This is a genomic window from Bradyrhizobium sp. AUGA SZCCT0105 (assembly GCF_018129565.1).
In the GTDB taxonomy this organism is placed as follows: Bacteria; Pseudomonadota; Alphaproteobacteria; order Rhizobiales; family Xanthobacteraceae; genus Bradyrhizobium.
The window spans coordinates 515,568-533,960 of record NZ_JAFCMK010000002.1; the positions used below are offsets into that span (position 1 = coordinate 515,568).

The window sequence follows — 18,393 nt, forward strand, 5'->3', positions numbered from 1 at the left end:
AAAGCCGTCAGGTGAAGGTTCACGCCGTGCGGCAATCTGCTGCCGCCGGCGCCGGTTGTCGGGCCTGAATTGTCGCAGGGATCAGATCGGCCCGGCTATTTCGGCTTCTTGGCTGGATCGGCGGCCGGCTTGGTGACGCCCCAGGGATCGTATTTCTCCTTTGGCTCGGGGATACGATCGAGTGCGGCCTTGTAGGCCTTCTCGTCGACCTGGGGTTTCTTCTCCGCCTTCCTGTCGTCGCCCCCGCCGCCTCGCCGGCCCTGGGCCAGGGTCGGTGTCGCAATCAACGCCAGAATGACGGCAGCAACCGTGAAGCTTTTCATGTCAGTCTCTCTCCCCCGCAGCCGTAGAAACATCCGGCAACACCTCTACCGCGAACATAGCTTGTCGCTCGACATTTGTTGATCGACAAAGCGCCGCGCGATGCGGATTCACCCCCACCAGGGGGGCGCAATGTGGGCGGCGGCACATTAAATTGGTTGAATGGGACAGGGACAGGTACAAGTGGTGGCGCTGCTGGCCGGCGCCGCCTTGATGTTGAGCGGCTGCGGGCTGGCGGACAGCCACGCGGTATGGCCTGACATGCTGAAGGTCAAGGCCACCGAGCCGGCGCCGCTCGAAACGCCTCCGGATCTCAAGCGGCTGGTGGCCGGCAAGCTGGATTCGGTGTTCACCGCCGGCTCGCAGCCGGCCCATGTGCGGGTCTCCGCTCCGCTGCACGACCCGCGCGGCACCGGCTGGACCGCCTGCGTGCGCGCCGAACTGACTTCGGTGATCGGCAAGCCGCTCGGGACGCAGACCTATCGCGTCTTCATCAATGACGGCGCGATCTTCGATCGCCGGCAGGTCGAGGCTGACGACAATTGCGTGACCGAGACTTATGAGCCGGTCGAAAGCTCCGTTCAGCTGGAAGCACAACGAAGTCCCAAGCCGTAGCGTCCTGATGCTCACCGCTGTCAGTGCATCGTTGTGAGCTCTCGCGATCTCCGGTGCCACGTTGTCGCAACACCAAGCGCACAACCGCGGTATGCTGAATGCCCCATTAACCTGATCGCTCAAATTGCCGGATGGCCTCAACGGCATTTTCCATCTCTCTCCGCTAGCGTTGCCCGCGATGAACGCAAGGCCGATCAGCCTCGCAGACCGGGGAAACATGGGACGTGGCCGATATTGCTGACCAGGCAATGATCCGCCGTGCATCGCGCAAGGATGCCACGGACGATCGCGCGTTGCCGCCGCTGTCGGCCGCGCCGGTCGGCGCATGGCGGGCGCTTGCCGAGCGCGCGATCGAGGCCAATGGCTACTACCAGCCCGACTGGGAATTGGCGGTCGATGCCTCCGCGCGCGGCCGCACCGGCGCATCGCTGCTCAGCGCCACCGGCGATGCCGGGCAATTGATCGGGCTGTTGCCGGTCGTGCCGTTGCGGCGAATCTACCGGATCCCCCTGCCCGCGCTGGTCGGCGCCGAACCCTACGGCACGCTGTGCACGCCGTTGCTCGACGGCAATGCCGCCGAGCAGGCCGCCGGCAAGATGCTGCAGCAGGCACGCAATGCGGGCGCGCACGCGTTGATCCTGCGCACCATGTCGCTCGAGGGCCCGGCCATGGCGGCGATCCGCGCGGTGCTCGCGCGCGACGACTTGCAGCCGCGCCTGCTGAGCATCTATCAGCGCGCCCAGCTCGATGCGACGCGCGATGCCGATGAATTGCTGCGCGACGCGCTCGGGCCCAAGAAGCTGAAGGAGCTGCGCCGGCAGCGCCATCGCCTGTCCGACCACGGCGCGGTGCGCTTCGACGTCGCGCGCTCGCCGCGCGACGTTGCGGCGGCGCTCGAGACTTTCCTTGCGCTCGAAGCCGGTGGCTGGAAGGGCCAGCGCGGCACCGCGCTCAGCCAGCATGCCGGCGACGCAGCCTTCATCCGCCGCGCGACGTCGGCGCTGGCCGAGACCGGCCGCTGCGAGATCGTCATGCTGCATGCGGGCGGCACGGCGGTTGCGGGCGGCATCGTGGTGCGCCATCAGGACCGCGCCTTCTTCTTCAAGATCGGCATTGACGAGCGCTTTGCGAAGCATTCGCCGGGCGCACAATTGACGCTGGAGCTGACGCGCCATCTCTGCGCCGATCCAGCGATCAATTCGGCCGATTCCACCGCGGCGCCCGGCCATCCCATGATCGACCCGATCTGGCGCGGCCGCTTCGCGATCGGCGACGTGCTGCTGCCGTTGAGGCGGCGCGATCCGCTGGTCGCCGCGGTTCACGCCGCATTGACCCTGAACAATTTCGCCTACGAGGCCGCGCGCGGCACCGTCCACTTCATCCGCAGCCGGCGCGGCAAGCCCGGATAACACGGTCCCCCTTACGCGAGCCCGCGCGGATCGATAGGCTGCGCATGACGGCCTCGAGCCGATGACGTCGTGATCGGGCGGGAACGTGACGATCCAAGAATGCTACGTCCGGCAGGACGCATCGACCGACCCCGGCGAGTTGGCCGGCGTGTATGACGATTTGCCCGCAACGGTCTCCGGACTGTGCGAGGTCGTCTCGGGGCTGATCGTTCACGTCGCCTGGGCCGAGCGGTACGGCATTCCGCCTGATTTCACGATGGTCCGGCAAACCCAGCCGGTTGCAGATCGGTTGAAGCTGATCCAGGCGTCGTTCGCCGGTCCGCTCACCGCGGAACGCCCGCCACGCAGCCGTACGTTCGGCACCTGTCGCGACTACGCGCTCCTGCTGTGCAGCATGCTCCGGAGCCGATCGATCCCGGCGCGGGTCCGCTGCGGCTTTGCAACCTACATCGGCGACGACATCTATCATGATCATTGGATCTGCGAATATTGGTCACCGGGCGACCGGCGCTGGCTGCAGGCCGACGCGCAGCTCGATGCGCTTCAGATTGAACAACTGCAGATCACGTTCGACGGCGCGAACCTGCCGCGCGATGCGTTTCTGACGGCATCGCAGGCGTGGCGGATGGCGAGAAGCAACGCGGTGGCTGCCGGAGCGTTCGGACACGGCGCGGCCAGAGGTCTGTGGTTTCTTCACGTCAACGTCTACCGCGACCTGCTGTCGCTCACGAATCGGCAAATGTCGGCCTGGGATAGCTGGCGCGACGCTGCGCCGGCGAGCAAGGTCTTGAAGGTCGACGCCCTTGCCGAACTCGACCGGCTCGCGGACGTCGTCACGGCGTTCGAGGCTGGCTCGGACCGGATCGCCGCGCTGGACGAAGCGGCATCACGCAACTTGGTGCCGCCCTGGTCTCGGTAAGTGCGGCGGGCGGCCCGGCACAACGGCACACCAAGCTCCTTCACCGTGACCAATGGTTTACCTTTTCGTAGCCATGCAGACATATCGGGAAACAACAAGTTCCCCCCGTCAGATTGGTGTCAGCCAGCCCCCCTAGCGTTGCGGCGCGCTGTTTCTCAGGCAGTGCATGCCCTTGCCTGGAAAGCCTCATCCGATGGAAACATCGGGTGAGGCTTTCTGCCGTCGTTCTAGGCGCGGCTTGCCTTACTGCAGCGGCGAGTGCGGGGCCGGCAGCATGATGGTCGAGTGCATCTCCTCGAGCAGCTGCGTGCCCTTGCCGAGGAATTCCAGCCAGGCCGGATCCTTCATCGCACCACCGCGCGCCGCGGCGCGGGCGTTGAGATCGGGATAGGCCCAGATGTGGCAGACCTCGTTGGGCTGCCCGGAATCGGTGTGCCAGAGGCCGACGATCTTGGAATATTTCTCGCGCTCCGGCAGCACGCCTGTGATCAGGTCGAGCCATTGCTTGACGCCGCCGAGCGGCTTGGCGCGATAGTTGCGGAATTCGTAGATGTTGCCCTTGGTGGCAGGCGCCACCGGCGGAATGATCGCATTCAGCAGCCGCACCTCCTGGCGCACCAGGAGCGGACGGATCGCCGGAATGTACTCGCCGGTCCAGCGCGGATTCTTGGCAAGCTCGGCGCGCAGCCGGGCCCGCTCGTTGAGATCGGCGTAGCTCCACATGTGCATGACCTGATTGAGCGGCCCGATCTCGGTGATCCAGTAACCTTCCAGCTTGCCGAAATTGTCGGCACGGATGTCGCGCGAGATCGTGCTCGCCGCCTTGACCATCTCGCCGACGGTCCCTGGACGTACCGTGTAGGTGCGCAGCTCATAGATCATGGTTGTCTCCCTGGTTGTTTCCGATGGATCGTGTGGGCAAACGAAAAAGCCCGGCATGTGCCGGGCTTTCGTGAAGGACTTCGGACTACTCGGCCGCCTGCGCGTTGATCTCGGCCGAGACCTCGCGGATGGCGCGGGCGAGCTGCTCGGCCGGCTGGGCGCCGGACACCGCATATTTCTGCGCGAACACGAAGGTCGGCACGCCGGAGATGCCCTTCTCGGAGGCTTCCTGGGCCTGCGCGGAGACCAGCGCCACGTCCTGGTCGGTGGCAAGACGCTTGCGCACGTCGTCGGCGTCGAGCCCGACATCGGCGGCCGCCTGCACCAGCACGTTGGTGTCGGTGAGATCGCCGCCGTCGCGGAAATACAGCTCCATCAGCCGCTGCTTCATCTCGGCCGCCTTGCCCTTGGCCTCGGCCCAGTGGATCAGGCGGTGGCAGTCAATCGTGTTGGGCTGCCGCTTGACGAGCTCGGGATGGTAGGTCAGCCCCTCCTCATTGGCGGCCGCGACCACACGGCCGGCGATGCCCTTGTAGGCGTCGACCGAGCCGAATTTTGCCGTGAGATATTCGTCGCGGCTGATGCCCTCGCGCGGCACCCAATTGTTGAGGAAGAACGGCCGCCAGTGCACCTCGACGGGCACGTCGGGCACCAGCTTGAGCGCATCCTCGATGCGATGCTTGCCGATGTAGCACCAGGGGCAAACGACGTCGGAGACGATATCGAGGCGAAGCGGCTTCAGATCGCTCATGGCAGGGTTCCCGGCGGAATTGGAACCCCAAAAGTAGGCCGAAAGCGCCCCGAGACAAGCCGCTATTTCATACTGGCTGCCATCTGCCGCATCCGCTCGGCGGTCAGCTCGTCGGCCGGGAAGAACGTCTCCAGCGCCAGTTCCTGCAACGTGATGTCGACCGGGGTGCCGAACACCATGGTGGTCGAGATGAAGCTCAGGATCTCGCCATTGAGGCGGAGCTTGAAGGGAAGCGCGACGTTGTTGTCGGGGGTGATCGGGGCCGACCGCGCCGGGATCGGATAGGACTTCAGGTCCTGATAGAGCTTGAGCAGCTCCGGATCAGCCGTTGCCTCGCACTGCCGATGCAGCCGCTCCAGGAGATGCGCGGCCCATTCCGCCAGGTTCACGGTGCGCGGCGCGAGGCCCTCCGGGTGGAAAGCCAGCCGCAGGATGTTGAAGGGCTGGCCGAGCAGCCGCTGCGGCACGCCCTCGAGCAGCGGCGCCACCATGCGATTGGCCGAGACCAGATTCCAGTGCCGGTCATAGGCCAGCGCCGGATTGGGCTCATGCGCCTTCAGCACCAAATTGATCGCCTCGCGCGCCGATTTCAGCGCGGGATCCTCCAGCGAGCGTTGCGGGAATGCGGGTGCGAAACCCGCGGCGACCAGCAGCACGTTGCGTTCGCGTAGGGGCACGTCGAGGCGCTCCGCCAGTTTGAGGACCATGTCGCGCGACGGCGCCGAGCGGCCGGTCTCGACGAAGCTCAAATGCCGCGCCGAGATCTCGGCATCGACGGCGAGGTCGAGCTGGCTGAGGTGGCGGCGCTGCCGCCATTCGCGCAGGTGCTCGCCGATCAGGACGGGTTTTGCGGGCTCGGCCCGCGCCAGGGATGCATGTGCGTTCATGGTGCAAAACCTACCATGCGAAATTCGCCCGTTCCATTACGCCTGAGGTAATCGAATTGGCGCGCGGGCCGGCTCATCTTCCACGGCACAGGAGATGACCATGCTGATGCTGTCCATTATCCGCGCCCTCGCCGTCCTGATTCCGTGGCTGGTCCATCTGGCCACCTGGCTGGTCGCGCGATCGCTCAACATGCCCCAGCCGATCGTGCACGCGACCAGCATGTTCGTGTTCGCGCAGGTCTATGCGGTGGAGATGAGGGTCGGCAAGGCGCTGTGTCCGCTCCGGCTGTGGCGCCAGCTGCAATCCCTGATGCGCTGAAAACCCATCCCAACCCGAGGAGACACTGCCATGATCCATTCGTCCCAGCTGCTGCGACGCGCCTTGCTTGCCGATGCGGTCTTCAGCGGCGTATCCGCCATCGCGATGGTGCTCGACGCCGGAGCCCTGGCCTCGCTGCTCGGCCTGCCGGAAGCGCTGCTGTGCGAGACCGGGCTGTTCCTGATCGCCTACACCGCGCTGGTCGGTTGGCTCGCCGCGCGAACCTCGCTGCCGAAAGGACCCGTGATCCTCGTGGTCGCCGGCAATGCGGCCTGGACGCTTGCCAGCATCGCGCTGCTGCTCTCGGGCGCGGTGTCGCCGAACCTCTTCGGCACCATCGTGATCCTCGCTCAGGCGATCGCCACCGGCGTGTTCGCCGAGCTGCAATATATGGGCTTGCGCCGCAGCGGCGAAACGGTCGCAGCGTAAGGCGAGTACAGCACGCGATGAGCGGCCGTCGCGGCAAGCGTGGCGGCCGTTCCCTTCGGTCAGCTCAGAGCCATCGCGACAATCATGCCCGCGAAGGTCAGCGCGAGGCCGATGATCAGCATCGGCACGAGGCTGCTACCGGAAAACGGATCGGCTTGATCCTGTTGAAACCACGCACTGTCGATTGCACGCGCGATCGCTTTCGCCCTGTTCCTCATTGCACCGCTCCTGCTTCGCTTCGCCTGTAACGTTCCCCAACCCCAAGCATCACGCCCTGCCCGCTGGCGACGCCCAACTCGAGGCTCGCCGCGATGCGCCGCGCGCGCTCGATGAAATGAAGCGCTGCGACCGGCGGGCACAGTTCATGCGCCGTCGCCTCGAACAGTTCGAGCCAGCGGTCGAAATGCGCGGCATCGACCGGCAGCTTCATGTGCTTGACCATCGGCGTGCCGTGATAGCGGCCGGTCATCAGCGCGACCGACGACCAGAACGCGCACATCTGGGCCAGATGCGGCTCCCAATTGGTGATCCTGGCCTCGAACACCGGCCCGATCATCGGGTCCTTGCGGACCTTGGCGTAGAAGCCGTGCACCAGCTGCTCGATCATGGCCTCGGTGATCCCGGTCCGCGCGACGATCTCGGCGGTGATCTGCTCGCGGCGCTCTGCTCCTGTCATGCCTCACATCCTAAATAGGTATTTCAAATGCCTATTTAGATTGCTATAGCGGATCCGCCAAGTGCTGATTTCGAAGGGCTTCCATGCGCCTGACATCATTCACGGATTTTGCGCTGCGCGCGCTGATGCGGCTGGCCGGTGAGCCGGACCGCTCATTCGCGACCAGCGAGATCGCGGCCGAGTTCGGCATTTCCCGCAATCACCTCGCCAAGGTGGTGCGCGACCTCGGCGAGGCCGGCTTCATCGCGACCCAGCGCGGTGCCGGCGGCGGGTTTTCGCTGGCGCGCGCACCGCAGGCGATCACGCTCGGCGAAGTGGTGCGCGCGCTCGAAGGCGGCAGCGCGCTGGTCGAATGTTTCAGGGATGATGGCGGCGATTGCGTGCTGCTGCCACGCTGCCGCTTGAAGGCGAGGCTCGCGGCGGCCCGCGAGGCCTTCATGCGCGAACTCGACGGAACCACGCTCGCCGAATGCGCCTATCTGCCGCGTCCCACGCGCCATCCGGCGCGCGCGTCATGACGATCGTCGAACCGGATGGGTTTCGGAATTCAGGCCTGCAGCACGCGCGCGGCGCCGCGCTTTGAAGGGACCGCCCGCTTGCCGGCCGCGGCCGTCAGGCTGTGGCCGTTGAGGTGCTTGCCGTTCAAGGCCTTGCTATTCAGAGCCTTGCCGTTCAGGGCGTTGCCATTCAGAGCCGCGCCATTCAGCATCTTGCCGTTGCCGAGCTTGCCGTTGGCTTTGGCAGCTTTCTTCGCGCTGGCCTTCCTCTGCCTCGCCCGCATTTCAGCGAGCTTCTCGGCCTCACGCTTGGCTTTCCGCTCGGCCTTTTCCTTCAGCCGCAGCCGCTCCGCCCTCGCCTCCGCGCGCTTCTTCTTGCGCTTCTTCTCGCAAGCATCGCACTTGCAGCCGATCGGCTTCAGATAGGCTTTGAAATAGTCGGTTCCGTAATCGTAGTTGATCTCGTCGCCCGGCTCGATGTCCTTGATGGCGCGGATGAAGACCTTGCGCTTGCGCGGCTTGACGTCGGATTCCGCGTTCGGCCGGCAGGCATGGTTGATGTAGCGGGCGACGTTCTCGCGGATCGAGCCGTCGATGGTCCATCGGTTCGTAAGCTCGAACAGATATTTGTTCTCGATCGCGTCCTCATCCTTCTTCTTCGAGTCGAGCAACGGCCCGAAATAACGGATGATCTTGGTCCCTTTCTTGATCGGCTTGGTGGCGAAAAGGCCAAGGCCAGTACGGGAACGGCCGACACGATAGGGCTTTTGCGATGATGATGCGGGCATGACGATCGAGGCTAAGGCACGCAAGGTGCACGCGACAGAAGTTGCGAAGCCGCCCTTCTAGGACGATTCCGCGCGCCTGTCAGGTGTTTCCCGCGTGTCCGTTGAACCTTCCCCAGATTGCATATGTCAGACACAAAGTAACGTCCGGATCGCAGGTTTCCCCCGATGAAATACCTTGCCTTTGCAACAGCCGTGATGGCGCTTGCCTGCGCAAATCCTGGTCAGGCTGCCTCCGAGACGATCAGCAGCTTCTATACGTCGACCGCGCCGAAGGCCTGCCGGGTGATTGGCAAGCCCAACGAGGAGGACGGCAGCGCCACGCGGGTCTGCCCGGGAAAATCCGGCCTTGTGGTGCTGATCAACGAGGGCGATCTGCGCGAAGTGGTCTCGGTCGGCCGAAACCGCGCGGCAGCAGCCAGGGAACCGGCGGCCCAGGCCTGGTTCGGCCCGTTCAGCTCGACCGGCGATACGGTCGAATGGCGTGCCGCCGGCAGCAAGCCCTTCGCGATCATCCAGCGCTGGCAGATCGCCGACAGCAGCGAGCAGGACAAGAAAGGCAGCCCGGTCTCACGGGCGATGCTCGCCGTGACGCGGCTGCCGCCGGGCGAAGTCTGCCATGTCGCCTATGTCGACGTCGCCGCCAACCCCAACGCCAATGAGCTGGCGCGGCAGGCCGCCGACGATTTCGCCCGCGATTTCACATGCGGCGCGGATCAGGTGAAGACGATCGGGCAGAGCGGCCGCTCGACGTTGCTGACGAAACGCTAGAGCGCCGCCGCAGGCGCAATATCGGTTACGGCCGCGCTGAGCGGCCCGCAGACAAACGCAGCATCGCGGTCAACAACGCTTCCACTGATGTGCCCTCGGGCGACCGATCCAGAATCGTCTTGAGGCGGCCGTCGAGCAGCAGCATGGTAAAGCCATGCACCAGCGACCAGGCGGACGCGATCGCAGCCGCCTGGTCCAACGTGAGCTGCTCCTTAGAAATCTGCTCATGTCGGCTGGCGGCGACACCGCGGGTCAGCCCGGCGAACGACGCCTCGGACGCCTCGTGCAGCGACGGCCGCGCATGATCGAGCCGCTCGCTGCGGAACATCAGCCCATACATGCCGGGATGCGCCTGCGCATAGGCGACATAAGCCTTGGCGCTCGCCGCTCCCTTTTCGGGCGGTGTCGCCGCTGAAGCGTCCGCCGCTGCCATCGCCTGGCCGAATTGCCGGAAGCCGATCGCCGCGAGCTCACTGAGCAATCCGGTGAGATCGCCGAAATGATGCGTGGGAGCGGCATGCGACACGCCGGCGTCGCGCGCCACCGCGCGCAGTGTCAGTCCGGCCAGTCCCTCACGCTCGAGCACGCGCTCCGCGGCCTTCAATAGCGCTTCATGCAGATCGCCATGATGATACGGCGCGTCATTGGTCCGGCGCCGCGGGGCCGAGCGATCGGCCACCCGCGCAACCCGGCGGGTCGGAGCACGTGTTGGACGAGTCGCCTTGTTTTCTTTGGATAATCTTGCCATGCGGCCCTTATAGGTCGCAATTTTTACACTGTAAAGATTTTGCTTGACGATCGATGGCGTCATCCCTACTGATATCTTTACGGTGTAAAGATAATAATGCAGGGAGATGCGGAATGCTCGACCAGGTCACATCCAACACGGCGCGGACTAATCTGGCGCCGATCCCGTTTGAAGCCGATGCGCCGTTCCTCAAGATCACAGGCGAATTGCCGCGCGAGCTGAACGGCACGCTGTACCGCAACGGTCCCAATCCGCAGTTCGAGGCGCCGGGCGCGCACTGGTTCGTCGGCGACGGCATGCTGCACGCCTTCCATCTCGAGAACGGCCGTGCCAGCTATCGCAACCGCTGGGTCCGCACCGCGAAATGGCAGGCCGAGCATGACGCCGGCCGCGCGCTGTTCGGCGGCTTCGGCCGCAAGCTGCCGGACGCCCCCGCCGACATCACGACGGACGGCTGCGTCGCCAACACCAACATCATCTTCCACGGCGGCAAGCTGCTCGCGCTCGTCGAGAGCCATCTGCCGACCGAGATCGAGCCCGGCACGCTCAATCGCCTCGGCTATTGCGACTACAAGGGCGCGATCTCAGGCCCCTTCACCGCGCATCCCAAGATCGATCCGGTCACCGGCGAGATGGTGTTCTTCGGCTATAACGCCACGGGTCCGCTGACGCCGGCGCTGTCGTACGGATCTGTAAGCTCATCCGGCGTGGTTACGCGCTTCGAGCGCTTCGAGGCGCCCTACGCCAGCATGGTGCACGACTTCATCGTCACCGAGAACCATGTGCTGTTTCCGATCCTGCCGATCACCGGCAGCATGCAGCGCGCGATGCGCGGACAGGCGCCCTACGCCTGGGAGCCCGAGAAAGGCGCCTATGTCGGCGTGATGAAGCGCAGCGGCGCCTCGAAGGACATCGTCTGGTTCCGCGCCGAGACCTGCTACGTCTTCCATGTCATGAACGCGTGGGAGGACGGCAACCGCATCATCGCCGATGTGATGCAATTCGAGGAAGCGCCGCTGTTCAACCATCCCGACGGCTCGCAGACCGACCCGAAAAAGAACCGCGCGCGCTATTGCCGCTGGACTTTCGACCTTTCCGGCAATACCGACCGCTTCACGCAGACCTATCTCGACGATCTCACCGGCGAATTCCCTCGCGTCGACGATCGCCGCGCGGGATTTGCGAGCAATCACGGCTGGTACGCCTGCGCCAACCCCGACCTGCCGATGTTCGGCGCGCTGTCGGGCATCGTGCATGTCGACGGCCGTGGCAAGCGGCTCGGCCACTACCTCCTGCCCGCCGGCGACACCATCTCCGAGCCGGTGTTCGTCGAGCGTAGCGCTGACGCGGCCGAAGGCGACGGATGGCTGCTCGCGGTGGTCTGGCGTGCCCGCGAAAACCGCAGCGACCTCGCCGTCTTCAACGCCACCGACGTCGAGGCTGGCCCGACCGCGCTGGTTCATCTCGGCCACCGCGTGCCGGATGGATTCCACGGCAATTGGGTGGGGGCGGAGTAGCCGCACGTCACTCCAGGCGTGAGAATACCCGGTCCTTCCACTCGTCATGCCCGGGCTTGTCCCGGGCATGACGGCTGGCGGTATAAGAAGCGACCCACGGTCGCTTAAGTATCAATCTGAATTCACTCACTTTCTCGAGACCACATCACGATTTTGACACTGTAAAGATTTCGCTTGACGCTCGCTCTACTCGCCTTTAGGGTATCTTTACGGTGTAAAGATTAGCCTTCGAGGCTCCCCATGACGATCTTCTTGATCCTCGCCCCTTACGGCGCCTACGCCACGCTCATGCTGGTGACCTCGGCCACGGTGAGCTTGCTCGCTGCCGCGCTGATCTGCCTTGGCGTCATCGCGTTCGATATTGCGCGCGGCCGCAGCATCAAGATCCTCGGCGTCGGTTCGGTGATCGTGTTCACCGCGGTCGGCAGCTACCTCACCTTCGTCGATGCGACGCCAAGCACCATCGCGGTGAAGATCGCCGTCGACGCCGGCATCCTGCTGGTGTCGTTCGCCTCGATCCTGATCGGCCATCCCTTCACGCGGCAATATGCGCTCGAGCAGGTCGATGCCGAGATCGCGAAGCAGCCGGGCTTCCTAACTGCCAACTACCTGATCACCGGAGCCTGGACCGCTGCGACGCTGTTGATGTTGATCGGCAACATTGCGGTGCTCTATGTGCCGGCGCTGCCGCTGTGGACCGGCCTCTTGATCGCCTTCGCCGCGCGCAACGCCGCGGTGTGCTTCACGCGCTGGTATCCACAATATCGCGCGGCCAAGTACGGGTCGCCGCCGGCCGGCGCGCTGCCGTCACGCTGAACATCAACGATCACAACGATCATCCTGCCCGAGGAAACGGAAACCACGACGATGAAGAGCGTATTTGCCAGGCTCGCGAGCGACTTCCTCTCCACCATCGTTTTCCTGGTGGTCTATCTCGCCACCGATAATGTCCTGATCGCCACCGCTGTTGCGATCGTGGGTGCGATTGCGCAAGTGGTCTATGCGCGCGTCAAGGGACAGGCGCTCGGCTACATGACCTGGGCGAGCCTTGGACTGGTGATCGTACTGGGCGGCGCGACGCTGCTCACCAACGATCCGCGCTTCGTGCTGGCGAAGCCCGCGATCGGCCACATCGCGATCGGCGCGATCATGCTCAAGCGCGGCTGGATGCTGCGCTATCTGCCGCCGATCGTGACCGAGACCATTCCGGAATACGCCACCCTCGCCGGCTACGCCTGGGCCGGGCTGATGTTCATCCTCGCCGCCGGCACCATCGCGATCGCGGCGACCGGCGACATCAAGCTGTGGGCGTTCTACGTGTCGGTGGTGCTGGTCGGCGCCAAGATCGCCGCGTTCGCGATCCAGTACGTCGCTTTCCGCTTCCTGGTCGGCAACCGGCTGCGCGCCGCCGCCCGCGCCTGATCGCCGCAGCCGCGAACTAGGCGCGCGCGCCAAGATAGGCTATACCCGCGCACGCTTTTTTACCGGAGGGGAGACATCAATGGCGGTGGACGGAAACTGGAATCTCACGATGACGACGCCGATGGGCGAGCGCAAGGCGACCTTGTCGCTGGCGAGCTCGGGCGGCACGCTCACCGGTACGCAGGGTGCCGAGGGCAACTCCACCGAAATCTTCGACGGCACCGTGAACGGCGACAGCGTCGCCTGGAAGGTCTCCATCACCAATCCGATGCCGCTGACGCTCGAATTCTCCGGCACGGTCGCAGGCGATGGCATCTCCGGCGAGATGGGCATCGGCCCGATGGGCAGCTTCCCCTTCACCGGCACGCGGGCGTAACCGTCCCCGTCTAGAACCAGATCTGCATCGGCAGATCATACGCATCCAGCGGCTGCGGTCCCCCAGGAACGCAGCCGCTTGGTTGATGAGCAGCCAAAGCCACCGCGCAGGCATCCAGCACATCGTCACGCTTCGCGCCGGTGCCGATCCGCGCTTCGGTCAGCCAGCGATCGATCTCGCTGAAGCCGGCGCGCGTCAAGAGCTTGCGGCGAAGGGCGTCGCCCTCCTCCGACTTCTTGCGCGGCAATGGCGTGCCGCCGTTCAGCCGCAGGAACACCAGTTCGGGATGCACCTCGCAGATGTCGCGTGCGGGGGTCGCGCGAACGAACGCGTCGACCTCCATGATCTTGTTGCCGAGATGCCAGAGCTGGCGCGAGACGCGGGTCTGACCGCGGCGCAGCGCTTCACGGTTCGCCGCGTCAGGATCGCCAAACTCCTGCCACAGCCAGCGCCGTGCGCCGGTGAAGACGCGTGAGGTGTGCGGACGCAGCCGCGCGCGGGCAAGCAGGTCGCAATCGCGCTTGCCGTCATCGGTCATGCCGATCGGGATATCGATCCCGGCACGATCAAACGGACCCGTCAGCGCGTCAGCAATGTCGCCGTGAAAGGAAATCGTGCGCTGGTCGCCGTCGATGGTGACGGCGACCCAGCCTTTGGAGAATCCGTCGAGGCCGACCGCCCTCAACCCGGCTCCTCAACCCAGATTCAATTCCTTGAAGAAGTCGTTGCCCTTGTCATCGATGATGATGAAGGCCGGGAAGTCGACCACTTCGATGCGCCAGATCGCTTCCATGCCGAGCTCGGGATACTCGACCACCTCGACCTTCTTGATGCAGTGCTCGGCAAGGTTCGCCGCCGCGCCGCCGATCGAGCCGAGATAGAAGCCGCCGTGCTTCTTGCAGGCCTCGCGCACCGCGACCGCGCGGTTGCCCTTGGCGACCATCACCATCGAGCCGCCCGCGGCCTGGAACTGGTCGACGAAGGAATCCATGCGGCCGGCGGTGGTCGGGCCGAACGCGCCGGAGGCGTAGCCGTCGGGCGTCTTGGCCGGGCCGGCATAGTAGACCGGATGGTTCTTGAAATAATCCGGCAGCGGCTCGCCCTTCTCCAGCCGCTCGCGCAGCTTGGCGTGGGCGGAGTCGCGCGCCACAATCATGGTGCCGGTCATCGAGACGCGGGTCTTGATCGGATATTGCGACAGCGTCGCGAGGATATCCTTCATCGGCTGGTTGAGGGCGATCTTGACGACATCGCCGCCGAGCGACTGCTCGACCGCGGGCAGATACTGCGCCGGGTTATGCTCGAGCTCCTCGAGATAGACGCCGTCTTTGGTGATCTTGCCGAGCACCTGGCGGTCCGCCGAGCACGAGACGCCGAGCCCGATCGGCAGCGAGGCGCCGTGGCGCGGCATGCGGATCACGCGCACGTCGTGGCAGAAATACTTGCCGCCGAACTGCGCGCCTACCCCCAGGCTTTGCGTCATCTTGAGGATTTCCTGCTCCATCTCGAGATCGCGGAACGCGTTGCCGTCAGCCGAGCCGTGGGTCGGCAGCGCATCGAGATAGCGCGCGGAAGCAAGCTTCACGGTCTTCATGCAGAGCTCGGCCGAAGTGCCGCCGATCACGATCGCGAGGTGGTACGGCGGACAGGCCGCGGTGCCGAGCGTCAGCACCTTCTCCTTCAGGAAGGCGAGCAGCCGATCTTTGGTCAGGACCGAGGGCGTCGCCTGGAACAGAAAACTCTTGTTGGCCGAGCCGCCGCCCTTGGCCATGAACATGAACTTGTAGGCGTCGTCGCCCTCGGCATAGATCTCGCACTGCGCCGGCATGTTGTTGGCGGTGTTCTTCTCCTCGTACATCGACAGCGGCGCGACCTGCGAATAGCGCAGGTTGCGGCGCAGATAGGCGTCGCGCGCGCCTTCGGAGAGCGCGGCCTCGTCGTCGCCGTCGGTGATGACGTTGCAGCCCTTCTTGCCCATGATGATCGCGGTACCGGTGTCCTGGCACATCGGCAGCACGCCGCCGGCGGCGATGTTGGCGTTCTTCAGGAAGTCGAAGGCGACGAACTTGTCGTTGTCGCTGGCTTCCTTGTCCTCGAGGATCGAGCGCAGCTGCTTCAGATGGCCCGGCCGCAGATAGTGGTTGATGTCGCCGAAGGCGGCCTCGGACAGCGCCCGCAGCGCCTCGCGCGACACCACCAGCATGTCCTTGCCCAACACCTTCTCGACCCGGACGCCCTCGCTCGTCACCTTCTTGTAGGGCGTGGTGTCGGCACCCAGCGGGAACAGCGGGGTGTGCTTGTAGGGCGGAACGGGCTTCTGGTCGGGGAAGGCTGAGGGGGCGTTCATGAGCTGCTCTTTGGGCTTGCAGGTCGGGTTCGTGAGGCCGGTCCGGCCGTGCGGCCGCCGGAATGTAGAGCCGTTCTAAGCCTTTTTCGGCCAAAGGAAAGGGAAGCCGGCCGCCTTCCAGCCATGCGCAGGACCGGCAATCCGCGTGCTATGTTTCATCCCTCCGTAATCTCTGGTTGCCACAACGCTTCAGCAATCCGCGAAACGGCCAGGAAGCCATCAGGAGACCATCATGAAGACAGCGCTTTTGATCTGGTTCGCGGCGCTGGCCTTGTTGATCGCGGTCCCGACCGGCGCCGATGCTGCCCGCCTCGGCAAGTCGTGCGGCGGCCTTGCCGGCATTCAATGCAGCCGTAGCGGCCAGTTCTGCCAGTTCAAGCCGGGACAATGCGGCCGGGCCGACCAGACCGGCACCTGCGCGTTCCGGCCGACGATCTGCAACAAGATCTTCAAGCCGGTGTGCGGCTGCGACGGCAAGACCTACGGCAACGATTGCGAACGCCGCGCCGCCGGAGCCTCCAAGGCGCAGGACGGCAAGTGCGCATCCTGACGGACCGGCCATATTGACGCGCTGCGCGGGAGCCTGCATGTAGCTTCGCGTATTTTCATACCGCGGGGGTATTTCGTGACAGCACCGTTGCGCCGACGCTTTCCCTTGAGCATCCGCTCTTTCATGCCGGCCGCGCTGATCGCGCTAGCGACAGCCTTCACTGCCGCGCCGGCACATGCCGATCCCTGCGAGGACATCGCCAAGCAGCTCGCCGGCCAGATCGACGGGCTGAAGGTCAATTTCAGCGCCGCCAACATCACATACCTCACACATCCGGCGGCGAAGGAATTGTCGCTTGGCTGCCGCGGCAAGGACTATTCGATCGAGCTCTTTGCCAAGACCGATCGCAAGATGAAGCCCGAGTTCTTCAACCTGGTCGGCTCCGCCACCGCGCTGGTCTTCACCGTGCCGAAGGACGACGCCGCCACCGGCACCTCGCGCTGCCTGAAGCGCATGGGCATCCTGCGCGGCAACACCATCACGATGCGCTACCGCCGTCTCAACCTCGAGTGTACGCGCAACCGGACCGACGCCTCGATCACGGTCCGTCGCGGCAAGAACGAGTGATCCGTCAGGCTTCCGCGGTGACCCGTCCGATCGCATCGACGATCTTGCCCCAGCCCGGGCTCATCATGTCGAAGGCATAGCGGTTGCCGGGGAAGACGAAGCCGTCATGCACCATGCGGACCTGCGTGCCGCCCTCGACCGGCGTCAGCGTCCAGGTGACGACCGAGTCGAGCTTCGAGCCGAATTCCGGATTGGTGTCGGCGCCGCCTTTCCAGGAGTAGCGCAGCAGGCGCGGCGGATCGCAATCCAGCACCTCGCAATGCACGACGCCGTCCCAATCGCCGATCGGCTTGGTGCGGAAAGTGAACTTGTGCCCGACGCTCGGGTGAAAATCGTTCGGCATCAGCCATTTCATCAGCAATTCGCTCGTGGTCAGCGTGCGCCAGATCCTGTCGGCGGCATAAGGCAGCACCTTCTCGACCGTGATCGCGTGTGTCTCACCCATCACTCACTCTCCTTCAACAGGCGTTCCAGATTTGCGAAGCGCTCGGCCCAGAACGTCTCGTAATGGCCGAGCCAGTCGATCAGCGGGCTGAGCCCCTTCGGCGCGACGCGATAATGGATGTGCCTGCCCTCGCGCCGCTCGGCGACGAGGCCGGCATCGCGCAGCGCGCGCAGATGCTGCGACACCGCCGGTTGCGACACCTTGGAGCCCTGCACCAGCCCGGTCGCGGCGATCTCCCCTTCCCGGATGATCCGCTCGAACACCGCCCGCCGCGTCGGGTCCGCGAGGGTCTTGAGCACATTGGTCAGCTGCATGGCGGCGGTCATAAAAATATATAAGCGATTGCTTATACGAATGTCAATGCAGAGACGATGCAGTCGCGGCGCAGGAACACTGGCGTGCTCCGAAAGTTGATGAATGCGGTCGCATGTTTGCCGGAAAAAGGGTGCGATAATCGCGGCTGGAATCACGGAGCCCGCCCATGATCGCAAAGCTCCTCCTGCAGAACACCTTGTTCGTCCTCGCCATGGCCGCGCTGCTGTTTGGCTTCGCCGGCACGCTGCACTGGCCCGGCGCGTGGGCTTACCTGATCGCCTCGGCGCTGATCGGCCCGGCCTGCGGACTATGGCTTGCCAAGGTCGATCCCGGCCTGCTGGCCGAGCGCATGCGGCTCACCGCGCGCGAAGGCCAGCCCGCCGAGGACAAGCGCTTCATGCTGGTGTTCCTGGTCATTGCCGTGCTGTGGTTCGTCGCGATGGGGCTCGATCGCCGGTTTGGCGGCGCCAATGCCGGCGTGCTGCTGATCGTGCTCGGCCTGGTGCTGTATCTGGCCTCGACCGCGCTGATCCTGTGGGTTTTCCGCACCAATTCGTTCGCCGCGCCGGTCGTGAAGGTGCAGACCGAGCGCCACCATCACGTGATCTCGACCGGGCCCTACGCGCTGGTCCGCCATCCAATGTATGCGAGCGTGATGCTGTTCTTCATCGGCGTGCCGCTGACGCTCGGCTCCTGGTGGGGCCTTGCCTTCGCGCCGGTGTTCTTCGCGATGTTCGCGTTCCGCACCGGGATCGAGGAGCGCACGCTGATGGCGGGGTTGTCAGGCTATGCCGATTACGTGGCACGAGTGCGCTATCGCCTCGTGCCCGGACTGTGGTGAGGGA

General features: G+C 64.9%; 26 protein-coding genes. 14 read left to right on the forward strand and 12 right to left on the reverse strand.

What is annotated here, in order from left to right; translation table 11 throughout:
• Positions 1–95: 95 nt before the first annotated feature.
• Complete coding sequence (locus JQ573_RS11480) at positions 96–323, reverse strand: hypothetical protein (protein WP_212310011.1); 228 nt, start codon at positions 321–323, stop codon at positions 96–98.
• A gap of 181 nt (positions 324–504) precedes the next feature.
• On the opposite strand from JQ573_RS11480, the gene JQ573_RS11485 reads away from it, so the two are divergent.
• The 3 genes from JQ573_RS11485 to JQ573_RS11495 all read left to right on the forward strand — a co-directional run bounded on the left by JQ573_RS11485 (position 505) and on the right by JQ573_RS11495 (position 3,264).
• Positions 505–936, forward strand: a complete 432-nt coding sequence (locus JQ573_RS11485) for a hypothetical protein (protein WP_312011459.1) — start codon at positions 505–507, stop codon at positions 934–936.
• Positions 937–1,160: 224 nt separating this feature from the next.
• A complete protein-coding gene (locus tag JQ573_RS11490; RefSeq protein ID WP_212310013.1) occupies positions 1,161–2,345 on the forward strand; it encodes a GNAT family N-acetyltransferase in 1,185 nt (394 codons plus the stop codon).
• 148 nt (positions 2,346–2,493) lie between these two features.
• Positions 2,494–3,264 carry a transglutaminase domain-containing protein gene (locus tag JQ573_RS11495; protein WP_212424039.1) on the forward strand — a complete coding sequence of 257 codons (771 nt, stop codon included), beginning with the start codon at positions 2,494–2,496 and terminating at the stop codon, positions 3,262–3,264.
• 243 nt (positions 3,265–3,507) lie between these two features.
• Here JQ573_RS11495 and JQ573_RS11500 read toward each other — a convergent pair whose 3' ends face one another.
• From JQ573_RS11500 to JQ573_RS11510, 3 genes are all read right to left on the reverse strand, one after another.
• Positions 3,508–4,146: an NIPSNAP family protein gene (locus JQ573_RS11500; protein WP_229169821.1), complete on the reverse strand. Its 639-nt coding sequence runs from the start codon at positions 4,144–4,146 to the stop codon at positions 3,508–3,510.
• Between the two features lie 85 nt (positions 4,147–4,231).
• A complete protein-coding gene (locus JQ573_RS11505; protein ID WP_212310016.1) occupies positions 4,232–4,897 on the reverse strand; it encodes a DsbA family oxidoreductase in 666 nt (221 codons plus the stop codon).
• Positions 4,898–4,959: 62 nt separating this feature from the next.
• Entirely contained in the window at positions 4,960–5,784 is an 825-nt protein-coding gene (locus JQ573_RS11510) for a helix-turn-helix domain-containing protein (RefSeq protein WP_097676035.1), read from the reverse strand.
• Between the two features lie 100 nt (positions 5,785–5,884).
• Between JQ573_RS11510 and JQ573_RS11515 the strand changes: the two genes are divergently transcribed.
• Both JQ573_RS11515 and JQ573_RS11520 read left to right on the forward strand, forming a co-directional pair.
• Complete coding sequence (locus tag JQ573_RS11515) at positions 5,885–6,103, forward strand: hypothetical protein (RefSeq protein ID WP_409334660.1); 219 nt, start codon at positions 5,885–5,887, stop codon at positions 6,101–6,103.
• Positions 6,104–6,133: 30 nt separating this feature from the next.
• On the forward strand, positions 6,134–6,532 hold the full coding sequence (locus tag JQ573_RS11520) for a hypothetical protein (RefSeq protein ID WP_212310018.1): 399 nt from the start codon (positions 6,134–6,136) through the stop codon (positions 6,530–6,532).
• A 59-nt stretch (positions 6,533–6,591) separates the two neighbouring features.
• Here JQ573_RS11520 and JQ573_RS11525 read toward each other — a convergent pair whose 3' ends face one another.
• Both JQ573_RS11525 and JQ573_RS11530 read right to left on the reverse strand, forming a co-directional pair.
• On the reverse strand, positions 6,592–6,750 hold the full coding sequence (locus JQ573_RS11525) for a hypothetical protein (RefSeq protein WP_212310019.1): 159 nt from the start codon (positions 6,748–6,750) through the stop codon (positions 6,592–6,594).
• The gene (locus tag JQ573_RS11530) at positions 6,747–7,208 is read right to left on the reverse strand and encodes a group III truncated hemoglobin (protein ID WP_212310020.1); all 462 of its coding nucleotides are present in this window, start codon (positions 7,206–7,208) and stop codon (positions 6,747–6,749) included. Before JQ573_RS11530 ends, JQ573_RS11525 begins: the two co-directional genes overlap by 4 nt.
• Before the next feature lie 83 nt (positions 7,209–7,291).
• Here JQ573_RS11530 and JQ573_RS11535 point away from each other — a divergent pair, with 83 nt between their 5' ends.
• Complete coding sequence (locus tag JQ573_RS11535) at positions 7,292–7,726, forward strand: Rrf2 family transcriptional regulator (RefSeq protein ID WP_212310021.1); 435 nt, start codon at positions 7,292–7,294, stop codon at positions 7,724–7,726.
• Between the two features lie 29 nt (positions 7,727–7,755).
• Here JQ573_RS11535 and JQ573_RS11540 read toward each other — a convergent pair whose 3' ends face one another.
• A complete protein-coding gene (locus JQ573_RS11540; protein ID WP_212310022.1) occupies positions 7,756–8,493 on the reverse strand; it encodes an SET domain-containing protein in 738 nt (245 codons plus the stop codon).
• Positions 8,494–8,658: 165 nt separating this feature from the next.
• Here JQ573_RS11540 and JQ573_RS11545 point away from each other — a divergent pair, with 165 nt between their 5' ends.
• The gene (locus JQ573_RS11545; RefSeq protein WP_249131618.1) at positions 8,659–9,261 is read left to right on the forward strand and encodes a hypothetical protein; all 603 of its coding nucleotides are present in this window, start codon (positions 8,659–8,661) and stop codon (positions 9,259–9,261) included.
• A 25-nt stretch (positions 9,262–9,286) separates the two neighbouring features.
• On the opposite strand, the gene JQ573_RS11550 is transcribed toward JQ573_RS11545, so the two are convergent.
• Positions 9,287–10,009: a TetR/AcrR family transcriptional regulator gene (locus JQ573_RS11550; protein ID WP_212310023.1), complete on the reverse strand. Its 723-nt coding sequence runs from the start codon at positions 10,007–10,009 to the stop codon at positions 9,287–9,289.
• 113 nt (positions 10,010–10,122) lie between these two features.
• Here JQ573_RS11550 and JQ573_RS11555 point away from each other — a divergent pair, with 113 nt between their 5' ends.
• From JQ573_RS11555 to JQ573_RS11570, 4 genes are all read left to right on the forward strand, one after another.
• Complete coding sequence (locus JQ573_RS11555) at positions 10,123–11,526, forward strand: carotenoid oxygenase family protein (protein WP_212310024.1); 1,404 nt, start codon at positions 10,123–10,125, stop codon at positions 11,524–11,526.
• A gap of 240 nt (positions 11,527–11,766) precedes the next feature.
• The gene (locus JQ573_RS11560; RefSeq protein ID WP_212310025.1) at positions 11,767–12,342 is read left to right on the forward strand and encodes a hypothetical protein; all 576 of its coding nucleotides are present in this window, start codon (positions 11,767–11,769) and stop codon (positions 12,340–12,342) included.
• Between the two features lie 51 nt (positions 12,343–12,393).
• Entirely contained in the window at positions 12,394–12,948 is a 555-nt protein-coding gene (locus JQ573_RS11565; protein ID WP_212310026.1) for an inner membrane-spanning protein YciB, read from the forward strand.
• A gap of 79 nt (positions 12,949–13,027) precedes the next feature.
• Positions 13,028–13,324, forward strand: coding sequence for a hypothetical protein (locus JQ573_RS11570; RefSeq protein WP_092115378.1), 297 nt, complete (start codon positions 13,028–13,030; stop codon positions 13,322–13,324).
• A gap of 10 nt (positions 13,325–13,334) precedes the next feature.
• On the opposite strand, the gene JQ573_RS11575 is transcribed toward JQ573_RS11570, so the two are convergent.
• On the reverse strand, positions 13,335–14,009 hold the full coding sequence (locus JQ573_RS11575) for a DUF429 domain-containing protein (protein ID WP_212310027.1): 675 nt from the start codon (positions 14,007–14,009) through the stop codon (positions 13,335–13,337).
• A 9-nt stretch (positions 14,010–14,018) separates the two neighbouring features.
• Positions 14,019–15,671 carry a fumarate hydratase gene (locus JQ573_RS11580; RefSeq protein WP_212310028.1) on the reverse strand — a complete coding sequence of 551 codons (1,653 nt, stop codon included), beginning with the start codon at positions 15,669–15,671 and terminating at the stop codon, positions 14,019–14,021.
• Positions 15,672–15,903: 232 nt separating this feature from the next.
• Between JQ573_RS11580 and JQ573_RS11585 the strand changes: the two genes are divergently transcribed.
• Both JQ573_RS11585 and JQ573_RS11590 read left to right on the forward strand, forming a co-directional pair.
• The gene (locus JQ573_RS11585) at positions 15,904–16,221 is read left to right on the forward strand and encodes a Kazal-type serine protease inhibitor family protein (RefSeq protein ID WP_212310029.1); all 318 of its coding nucleotides are present in this window, start codon (positions 15,904–15,906) and stop codon (positions 16,219–16,221) included.
• A gap of 123 nt (positions 16,222–16,344) precedes the next feature.
• Positions 16,345–16,788 carry a hypothetical protein gene (locus tag JQ573_RS11590; protein WP_223970351.1) on the forward strand — a complete coding sequence of 148 codons (444 nt, stop codon included), beginning with the start codon at positions 16,345–16,347 and terminating at the stop codon, positions 16,786–16,788.
• 4 nt (positions 16,789–16,792) lie between these two features.
• Here JQ573_RS11590 and JQ573_RS11595 read toward each other — a convergent pair whose 3' ends face one another.
• Both JQ573_RS11595 and JQ573_RS11600 read right to left on the reverse strand, forming a co-directional pair.
• Positions 16,793–17,233: an SRPBCC domain-containing protein gene (locus tag JQ573_RS11595; RefSeq protein ID WP_212310031.1), complete on the reverse strand. Its 441-nt coding sequence runs from the start codon at positions 17,231–17,233 to the stop codon at positions 16,793–16,795.
• Positions 17,233–17,559, reverse strand: a complete 327-nt coding sequence (locus JQ573_RS11600) for a helix-turn-helix transcriptional regulator (RefSeq protein ID WP_050421144.1) — start codon at positions 17,557–17,559, stop codon at positions 17,233–17,235. Before JQ573_RS11600 ends, JQ573_RS11595 begins: the two co-directional genes overlap by 1 nt.
• Positions 17,560–17,714: 155 nt before the next feature.
• Here JQ573_RS11600 and JQ573_RS11605 point away from each other — a divergent pair, with 155 nt between their 5' ends.
• Positions 17,715–18,389, forward strand: coding sequence for an isoprenylcysteine carboxylmethyltransferase family protein (locus tag JQ573_RS11605; protein WP_212310032.1), 675 nt, complete (start codon positions 17,715–17,717; stop codon positions 18,387–18,389).
• The last annotated feature ends 4 nt before the right edge of the window (positions 18,390–18,393 follow it).